The organism is Montanilutibacter psychrotolerans, assembly GCF_003719825.1.
GTDB classification, from domain to species: domain Bacteria; phylum Pseudomonadota; class Gammaproteobacteria; order Xanthomonadales; family Xanthomonadaceae; genus Montanilutibacter; species Montanilutibacter psychrotolerans.
Genome location: NZ_RIBS01000009.1, coordinates 105297 through 114194, shown reverse-complemented (window position 1 = coordinate 114194; position 8898 = coordinate 105297). Strand labels below are relative to the sequence as shown.

Sequence of the window (8898 nt, the reverse complement as noted above, 5' to 3'; positions counted from 1 at the left end):
GACTCGCAGTCTCAGGGCGCAAACAGTCTCTCCCTGCACCGATCCGAGTGCCCCCGGATCACCAGCCCATCGCTGGTGGGTTGAAGATACAAGGGCGCAATAACCGAAGGGCATTGCGCCGTATGTGTTCACGTCGCGGTTGATTTTCATCGCGTGTCCCATCCGGCGCATTACGCCTTCGGCTAATGCGCCCTACCCGGGACCTCCTGCGGCGCCATCGTCCGCGGGCGACGCACACGTTGCGTAGGGCGCAACAACCGAAGGGCGTTGCGCCGTATGTGTTCACGTCGCGGTTGATCTTCATCGCAGTCCCATCCGGCGCATTACGCCTTCGGCTAATGCGCCCTACCCGGGACAACGTGCGGCGCCATCGTCCGCGGGCGGTGCGCACGTCGTGCGCAGTCATCGACATGAATGCGCCGGCATCACCCAGGCAATAAAAAAGCCCGCCCCGGTCGAACCGGTTGCGGGCTTGCTCCCTCCCCCACGTCGGGATGCGGGTCGATCGTGAAGGATTCGTTAGGTGGCTTGCACGCTGCAGTGCAAAACAGAACTTGCCGGTTCAGAAAGGCTCCCGTACCGGGCACTGCCTGGACCACTGGGGTCGGCAACGGCGATGGCCGTCGCGGCGGCGACGCAACCGGCCAGCACCGCGGTGGCCAGCAGGAAGGCGGTCGTCGGATGACGGCGGCGTCGGCGCATGCGAATCACTCCTCCACCCAGGGGCATGGCGCATCGCCGCGCAATCGCGGCGATGCGCCCGGGCCTGCCCTACAGATCGGCGAGCACCGTATCGGCCGCCCGCAGCGCCAGCGCGGCAATGGTCAGGGTGGGATTGCCGGTGGCCACGGTCGGGAACACGCCACTGCCCACCAGGAACAGGTTGGAGTGATCCCAGGAGCGCTGGTCGGCGTTGACCACCGAGTTGCACGAATCGGTACCCATGCAGTAGGTGCCGACGATGTGGCCCGAACCGAAGAACTTCAGGCGTTCCATCTTGTTGTCGATCTCGATCTCGAACGACGCCGGATCGTCGGCATCGGGTGCGGTGGTGTACTGCTTGGCACCCATCATCGCGAAGATCTCGTCGGCGGTCTGCTTGGCCGCCACCATGCCGGCCTTGGTGTAGTCCGACAGGTTGTAGTCGATCTGCGGGCGCGGCAGGTTGAGATGGTCGGTCTCGGTCTTCGACAGCGTGACGCGGTTGCCTGGCTCGGGCGTCTGCTCGACCAGGAAGCCCAGGCGGAACTGCCGCGACAGGCCATCGTTGAGCGCCCTGACCAGCTCGTTGCCCCACAGCGCCGGCGGGTTGCCGCCCGGGTTCAATGGCGGATTGAGCTGACTGGCGTTCATGCCGTTGATGAAGTCGAGCGTCGTCGTCCACGGATCGCCGATCGAGAAGTTCCAGCCCTCGTTTCCGATCTCGATGCGGAACGCGGCGCGGTCCTTGCGGAACTCGCCGTCGCGGGTGCTTTCGATGCCCGAAGTCGCCAGCGGCCCGCGATAGCCATACACCGGCTTGGGCGCCAGGGCCCAGGCGAGGTACAGCGGGTGATCCATGAGATTGCAGCCGACCTGGCCGCTGGTGTTGGCCACGCCGTCGGGCGTGCGACCGCAGTTGGTGGACATCAGCAACAGGCGCGGCGTTTCGATCGCGTGGGCGGCGATGATGTAGCGCGTGGCCGTGACGGTGCCGCTGCCGGTCTGCGTGCCGGTGTTGCTGTCGTACTGCAGGTAGTCGATGCCGGTGACCTGGTCGTTGTCGTCATCGAGCGTGACATGGCAGGCCACGGTGCGGGGCCAGATGGTCACGTTGCCGGTGTTGAGGGCGGCCTTGAGGGTGACGCTCGGATCGTACTTGGCCTGGATCGGGCAAATCGGAATGCAGTTGGTGTTGCCCGCGCAGGTCGGGCGGCTCTGGTAGGGCTGCGAGTTGCGGCCCGCCGGCGTCTCGGTCACCACCAGCGGCATGTTCAACGCGGTCTTGCCGGTCACTGCGGTGGTCACGGCCTGATCGACCAACGACGGCGGGATCGGGTTCATCGGGTACTGGTAGCCCGACGGGAACGTGATGCCGAGATAGCCCTGGGTGGACACATCGGCCGACACGCCGATCTCGGATTCAGCCTTGCCGTACCAGGTCTCCAGGTCGCCGTAGTCCAGCGGCCAGTCCACCATCACGTGGTACTGGCTGTACATCAGGAAGTCGTTGGGCACGAACCGCAGGCTGGTGCCGAGCCAGTGCCGCATGGTGCCGCCGGCGATGCGTTCGTAGGTGCTGCTGAACGCCAGCGGGCCCTGCTGGACCATGTAGGCCTGGTCGGGCTGGTTCCAGTTGTTGGGCGCCAACGTCGCGGTGGTGGCGCGGCCGATGTTGAAGTTGTTGGGATCGGTGACGCTGGTGCCGGCGTCGTCGGTGAACACCAGCGGCGTGTAGGGCACTTCGGGCAACTTCACCGAGGCCATGTAGAACCGCTCCATGTACTCGTTGGTGTTGGCCGGCAGCGGATCGCCGGACTCGAGGATCAGCACCTTCTTGCCCACCAGCCCCAGCTGTTTGGAGATCAGTGCGCCGCACACGCCGGCGCCGACGATGACCACGTCGTAATGGTTGTTGGTGCTCATGCGCCGTTCCCTCCAACAAAGGCCGACAGCGGCGGCGGGTTGCCGTTCCAGTAGCCGAAGCGCAAGTTGCTGTAGCCCATCGGGTGTGCCTGGGCGACGTTCCAGGCCCAGCCCTGGGTGTAGGCACCGGGCGAGATCACGTTGCTGGGCGGCGGCGGCGGCGCGGGTGTCGCCGGCTGGTAGGCCTGCAGCGCGGCCGGCGAGTACCAGCTGCCCAGGTACCACATCAGCATCGTGCTGCGGGCGGTGAAGCACACCGCTTCGCCGGACTGGTTGAAGATGATTTCGGCGATGGCCGCCGGCTCCTTGTCCTGGTTGTCGCTGTAGATCTGCAACAACTGGGTGAAGTCGGCCGGGTCCCGGGCCATCGCGTAGTCGTAGTAGACCTGCGACAGGTTGTGCGCATCCAGGTCCGGAGCGAGCTGCTCCTGGGCGATGCCGGTCAACAGCACGGACAGGCTGATGAAGGTTTCGACGGAAATGTCGTCGGTGGTGACGGTCATGGCGTGGCCTCCTTGGCGATTGCTATGCGGGCCTGACGATCGCGGCGCTACTGCGCGCGTTCGAGGATGAAAGTGAAGTCGGAGTCGCGGCCGGTCGTGTCCGTGGCATCGCCGTGGCAGTCCATGCAACTGGACGAGGACTTGGGCACCTCTCCCTGGCTGTAGGTTTCCAGCGTGGTGTTGGCCAGGAACAAGGGCGCCGGCGCACCGTTGGGGTCGGTCGGACTGGTCGGGTTGGTCGGCCATTGCGTACTGATCAGCTCGTAGTTCGGCCAGACCGTCCCGGCCAGGATTCCCTGGAAGGCGGTGTTGAGCTTGACCGTAGCGCTGGTGAGCGGGGTGATCCGCGTGATCTGGCTGGTGAAACCGTTCGGGAACGGCTGCACGTTCGGGTTCCACGGACGCGGTGGCGGTTCGTTGACCGGCTGTCCGGCCTTGGCCGAGGCGTAGAAGTTGTAGTGCGGGTTGACCTTGCCGCCGAGCGCGATGGCATTGTCGGGCACGTTGTCCACCTGCTCGAAGGTCGACCAGATCCACTGCGGTGCGCCGTCGGTCTTGTGCGCGGCATGCCAGCCCACCAGGCCCAGCGTGACCGCCGTGCAACTCTCCTCCACCGTGGGATTGGTCGAAGGTGGGTTGTAGGCCAGCGCGTCGACGGTGTGGAAGCGGCTGGGGTCGTCGCCCGCGCCCATCACCTTCCACGCGGCCTTGACCATGATCGCGCCCATCGTGCCGTTGCTGCCGGTGGTGTCCGCGCCTTCGGGAAACACCACCCCGCCGGTGAAGGCCTTCTGCCCGGACTTGCTGTACAGGCCGTTCTGCACGATGTACTCGAACATCGGCTTGTTGACGAGCAACTCGTAGCGCACGTAGTTGCCGTTCTGGTCGATCAGCGGGCCGGTGTCGAAGGGCTGGTCGATCTCGCTGGTCACGGTCTTGTTGAGCGAGAAGCGGCGCACGATGCGCTTCTGGTCCGCGCCGGCGATGCCGCGGCAGGCCGGCGGGATCACCCGCGGCGCATCCCAGGCCGTGGGCGTGGCGCCATCGGCGAGCATGATGTCCGACACTTCCTTCCAGTCCTCCCACTGCGTCCGCGTATCGCTTCCGGGTGACGGTGCCTGGCCCTCGGCCGGGGCGTTGAGGGCGATGAAGGTCAGCCACGAGTAGTAGTCGAACCCATGCTGCACGTTGGCCAGCGCGCCGGGCCCCTTGAACGGCGGAACCAACTGCGCGTCGCACGGCAAGCCGGTGGTCAGCAGGGCCGTGGTGATCGCCGTGGTCGGCGGGGTGATGTTGCAGTTGTCGACCGGCGGGTTGATCGGTGCAGCCGCAGGGGGCGTCGTCGTTGTCATCGGCTCGGACACGGCCGGCCCTGGCTCCGTTTCCTGCAGACCGGCGCAGGCGGCAACCACCGCCAGTGTCAGGGCGGCAACGCCCAGATTGCGTATCGCGGGTTTGTTCATGGCCAACATTCCTTGTTCGGGCGGCTGCAGCGCAGCCGCGTGTGGCGGCGTGCTCAGGCCGGATCGGCAGCCAGCACCGGACGCGCGGCGACGCCGGCCGCGTCGGTCACCATCGACGGGCGGATGAAACCGGCAACGCGCTCGAGCAGTTCGGAAACCACGAACAGCTGTCCGTTGTTGAACAGGAACAGGTCGGGATGCTCGGCCAGCCAATCACGGAACACCGGCCCCTTGAGGTGCTCCTCGAATGCCGCCTTGTCGTCGAACGCCGAGAGGAAGATCAGGTCCTGGGTGGACGGCGTGGGATAGGAGGTCACCGAGAAATCCGGCAGGAAGATCGTGTACATCGGCACGAACGGCTCTTGTTCCTGCACGCGACGGGCGAGCTCGGTCAATGCCACGACGGCCTGGTCACGCTTGCCCGGCAGAATGCTCCACTTGGCGACGATCGAAATCATGGCTTGCTCCTCGGTAGTTGAGTTGGCTTGCGGTGGTGTGGTCAGAGCGAACGGAAGAACCCCAGGCTGGGCAGGTAGAAGTACTCGCCGCCCCGCATCTGCACCCAGGTCGAAAAGTCGAACGCGACGCTGCCGTCGCGGCGCACGCCCCAGGTCGCGCGATAGCCATCGGCGGACAGGGCGGCGGAGAGGAAGGAGGGGGCGAACTGGGCGCCGAAGTCGCGACCGTGCGACTTGAGGATGTTGCCCTGCGAGTCCTCCAGCAGACGGATGTACGCATCGCCGCTGTAGTTCGGGCTGGCCGGATTGGTATCCAGCGATGTCAGCTGCAGGTCGACGTTCATGCGCTTCCCCTGTTCGGGTGGAGGCATTCGATGGCTGGGCGAGCGCGACCACGTGGCCGCGCACGCTGGCTCAATCGACGAAACTGCGGTTCAGCGGTGCAAGGTCCAGCGGTTGCGACTGGTCGGGCTCGAACGCGGAGCCGACGCCCTGTTGGAAGTCCATGAATCCGTCGGGATCGCAGGCGCGCTTGACGTCCAGCAGACGTGGGTAATTGCCCAGGTAATAGCGGTTGGCCCAGTCGGCCAGCAGCGGATCGATGTAGTTGACGTACGCGCCGACGAAGTGCGGTTGCAGGTCGGTGAAGAACGCATGCGCCCACTCGACGTTTGCGCGTGCGTCGGACGCGTTGGTCCAGATGGACTTCACCTCCGGCACGAAACGCGCGCCGCGATGCGCGAACGCGGTGGCATCGTCGGCCACCTGCGAGACCTTGCCGCCGGCGTGGGTCCAGACGATGAAGCTGTCGGTCGACGGAACGCTGGCCATGTAGCGCTCGAACACCGCGATGGCATCGGGCGTGAACGCCCCCGGCATCATCATCCCCGAGCAGATGTAGGCACTGCGGTTGTCCACCAGGGTCGACGCGCCGTTGAGCAGCTCGAAGTCCGGAAGGGTGATGGCGTTGAGCGATACCGTCAGCGGCCCTTTTTCCAGCAGCGGTGCAAGCAGCGACGCGCCCGTGGTGGCATTGCCGTTGTAGATCACCGTGAAGCCGAAGGTCTGGATCTTGACGGTGGGATCGGACGGCGACGGACTCATGCCCCAGATGCCGTACACGGCCATCTCGTCGGGCAGGGTTTCCACCCACTGGTTGTAGAAGCCCAGCACATCCTGCGCACGATCGGGCAAGAAGCGGATCTGCCCCGTCAGCATGGTGTCGGTGGCCGGCGCGTGCACCTGCAGGGTCATGTCGACCACCACGCCCCAGTTGCCGCCACCGCCGCCGCGGCAGGCCCAGAAGAGGTCGCGGTCGGTCGGGTCCTGGCAGTCGGCGTCGAGCTTGCGCACCTGGCCGTCGACCGTGACCAGCGTCAGCGACACCAGGTTGTCGATGCTCATGCCGTACGAGCGCGACACGAAACTGTAGCCGCCACCCTGCATGAAACCGGCGATGCCGACGGTCGGGCAGCCGCCACCAATCGGGATCAGACCGGTGCCGCTGTTGATCAGGTACACGTACACGTCGTGCCAGCGCGCGCCCATCTGCACGAACACCCGACGCGTGTCGCGATCGAGCGAGATCGCGCGCATCAGGCTCATGTCGAGCACGAGGCCGTCGTCGTTGAGGCAGTAGCCGGTGGCGCTGTGGCCACCGCCCTTGACCGTGAGGCGAAGGCCGTGGCGCTGCGCGAACTGCAATGTCAGCACGATGTCGCGGGTGCTGTTGGCCTGCACGACGAGCGACGGTTGCAGTTGCACGCGGCCGTTGTCGATCTTCAATGCCTGCTGGAAACCCGCCTGCCCGGACACGAGCAGGGTGCCACTGAGTTGCCGACGCAACTCATCGATCTGCGCTTGATCAGCGGCCATATCCATCCCTTGGATTGCCTTGGCGTCCGATTGCCATGGACCGCACCCTTGGCACCGACGCCATCCGCGTCCGGTGCGATCCCCCGGGGCCGACTATGGTCCCGGGGAAGATGGGCCGTCCATAGGAATTCGCGGCTTTCGGCGAAGTCCTGTCAGGTTTTACAGGGGGAATCTGACCCGCTGGTGCGTCGTTTCCCTACCCCGAAATCAGCACTCAGGCGATTGCCGCACGCGCGCGACGCGTGTACCAGCCCCGGGTCGCCACACCGCGTTGCGCCATCACCGCGCGCGCGGCGTCCTCGCCCGACACGCAGCCGCCTTCCATGAATCCCTGGGTGTCTAGCGCGCAATGTTCGCCGGCGAAGAACAACCCGCCCACCGTCTCCCCCATCGCACCGCGCAGGCCCGTCCAGTCGCCCGGACGCAGGCAGGCGTAACTTCCCAGCGACCATGGATGGCTGGGCCAGTGGAAGCGCGCCTCGCGTGCATCGCCGCGCGCCGCGGCGGCGCCCGGGAACACGCGATCCAGTGCCGCGACCGCGGCGTCGGCCTGTTGCCTGGGCGTGCCCTGGCCGAGTTCGACGCCGTGCCGGCCACCGGTGAAATTGGTCAGCACACCGGCCTGGCCCGGCTGCTTGCGCGAAGTGTCCCAGGTGGTCTGGAGCGGCAGGTCGCTCACCAGCGCGCCGTTGGCGTCGTGTTCGTTCCACACGCGCCGGCCGAACCCGATCATCAGCTTGGCGTTGGTGCCATACGCCAGCTGATCGATCGCACGGCGCTTGTGCACCGGCAGCTCGACGTCGATCGACACCTTGCGCAGCAGCGTGAATGGCAACGCGAGGATCGCCTGCCTGGCGTGGACATCGCGGGTCGCGCCATCGCGGCGGAAGCTCAGCGTGTAGCCATCGGCACGTCCCCGGATCGCTTCGAGCACGCTGCCGGTTTCCACCGTCCCGGAAAGCCGCTCACCCAGGCCCTGCACGATGAGGTCGTTGCCGCCGCGCACATGGAATCGCTCGTCGCTGCTGCCGAACACCTCGAACGTGTCGCCCTCGGTGCCGATGAAAGTCAGCAGGTTCAACGACGACTGCTCGTCCAGCTCCAGCCCCATCTCGGTGGTGTAGGCCACGTCGATCAGCTTGCGCAACCACCCGCTGACGCCGTTGCGATCCAGCCATTGCGCGACCGACAGCGCGTCCAGCGCCTGCGCGTTGTCGGGTTTGTCCCAGGTGATGTCGCCGTCGCCGATCGTGGCCAGGTCGCGCTCGATCGCCGCGGCCACGGGCACGAATGCCTCCACGATCTCGCGCTCGCCGATCGCGCGACCATCGAAATACCAGGTGTCCTGCATCGTGTCGCCTTCGAGCAGGTCGTCCAGTGTCAGCCCCATTTCGGCCGCCAGCGCGCGGATACGGACGTGGTCGGTATCGATGAGCTCGCCGCCCAACTCGATCACCTGGCCGTCGGCGAAGTGGTTGCGCAGGCTGTGCATGCGGCCGCCGATGCGGTTGCTGGCCTCGTAAATGCGCGAGCCCACCCCGGCCTGGCGCAACCGCCACGCAGCGCTGAGCCCGGCGATGCCGGCGCCCACGATGACCACGTCATCGCCCGCAATCGGCGCCGGAGTCGGAAGATGGCTGCAGCCTGCCAGCACCAGGCCCGCACCGGCGCCCTGGAGCAGGCGCCGGCGGCGCAGGTCGATGCGCAGGGCCACGCCCTGGGCGTAGAACTCGTCCAGCGGCTGGGCCGTGTGCCCGGAGGCGCGGGCGATCCGCGCGGCGCGTTGCAACAGCGAGAACAGCGGCGTGCGTGCCATCGGAAGCTCCTATGCAAGGGACGGGGCGGGTCCGAGGAGATGACCCAACGATCTGACCCAACGAAGAAACGCAACGAAGAAGCGCAACGTGATAGCCCAACGAGAAACCCGCTCAACGGGACCAGCGGCGATGTTCCCCCCACGGACCAGCCGACCCG

The 8898-nt window shown here is 66.3% G+C and carries 7 protein-coding genes; all 7 read right to left on the bottom strand.

Translation table 11 applies throughout. From position 1 onward, the window contains the following. Positions 1-771: 771 nt before the first annotated feature. Complete coding sequence (locus tag EER27_RS15315) at positions 772-2625, bottom strand: GMC family oxidoreductase (protein ID WP_123089004.1); 1854 nt, start codon at positions 2623-2625, stop codon at positions 772-774. Next, positions 2622-3128: a sorbitol dehydrogenase gene (locus EER27_RS15310; RefSeq protein WP_123089003.1), complete on the bottom strand. Its 507-nt coding sequence runs from the start codon at positions 3126-3128 to the stop codon at positions 2622-2624. The genes EER27_RS15315 and EER27_RS15310 overlap by 4 nt, the downstream gene beginning before the upstream one ends. 47 nt (positions 3129-3175) lie before the next feature. After that, positions 3176-4591 (bottom strand): hypothetical protein, encoded by a 1416-nt coding sequence (locus tag EER27_RS15305; RefSeq protein ID WP_223807368.1) that lies wholly within the window; start codon positions 4589-4591, stop codon positions 3176-3178. Between the two features lie 53 nt (positions 4592-4644). Continuing rightward, entirely contained in the window at positions 4645-5049 is a 405-nt protein-coding gene (locus EER27_RS15300) for a putative quinol monooxygenase (RefSeq protein ID WP_123089002.1), read from the bottom strand. Positions 5050-5090: 41 nt separating this feature from the next. Beyond that, a complete protein-coding gene (locus EER27_RS15295; protein ID WP_123089001.1) occupies positions 5091-5393 on the bottom strand; it encodes a hypothetical protein in 303 nt (100 codons plus the stop codon). Positions 5394-5463: 70 nt separating this feature from the next. Further along, positions 5464-6924, bottom strand: coding sequence for an FAD-dependent oxidoreductase (locus EER27_RS15290; protein ID WP_190285830.1), 1461 nt, complete (start codon positions 6922-6924; stop codon positions 5464-5466). A gap of 214 nt (positions 6925-7138) precedes the next feature. Continuing rightward, positions 7139-8740 carry a flavin monoamine oxidase family protein gene (locus EER27_RS15285; protein WP_123088999.1) on the bottom strand — a complete coding sequence of 534 codons (1602 nt, stop codon included), beginning with the start codon at positions 8738-8740 and terminating at the stop codon, positions 7139-7141. Positions 8741-8898 lie beyond the last annotated feature (158 nt).

What these genes read in the sequence shown, in the direction of transcription:
- EER27_RS15310 (WP_123089003.1), bottom strand. Translation starts at nt 3,128, where the DNA reads ATGACCGTCACCACCGACGACATTTCCGTCGAAACCTTCATCAGCCTG.
- EER27_RS15315 (WP_123089004.1), bottom strand. Translation starts at nt 2,625, where the DNA reads ATGAGCACCAACAACCATTACGACGTGGTCATCGTCGGCGCCGGCGTG.
- EER27_RS15305 (WP_223807368.1), bottom strand. Translation starts at nt 4,591, where the DNA reads ATGAACAAACCCGCGATACGCAATCTGGGCGTTGCCGCCCTGACACTG.
- EER27_RS15285 (WP_123088999.1), bottom strand. Translation starts at nt 8,740, where the DNA reads ATGGCACGCACGCCGCTGTTCTCGCTGTTGCAACGCGCCGCGCGGATC.
- EER27_RS15295 (WP_123089001.1), bottom strand. Translation starts at nt 5,393, where the DNA reads ATGAACGTCGACCTGCAGCTGACATCGCTGGATACCAATCCGGCCAGC.
- EER27_RS15300 (WP_123089002.1), bottom strand. Translation starts at nt 5,049, where the DNA reads ATGATTTCGATCGTCGCCAAGTGGAGCATTCTGCCGGGCAAGCGTGAC.
- EER27_RS15290 (WP_190285830.1), bottom strand. Translation starts at nt 6,924, where the DNA reads ATGGCCGCTGATCAAGCGCAGATCGATGAGTTGCGTCGGCAACTCAGT.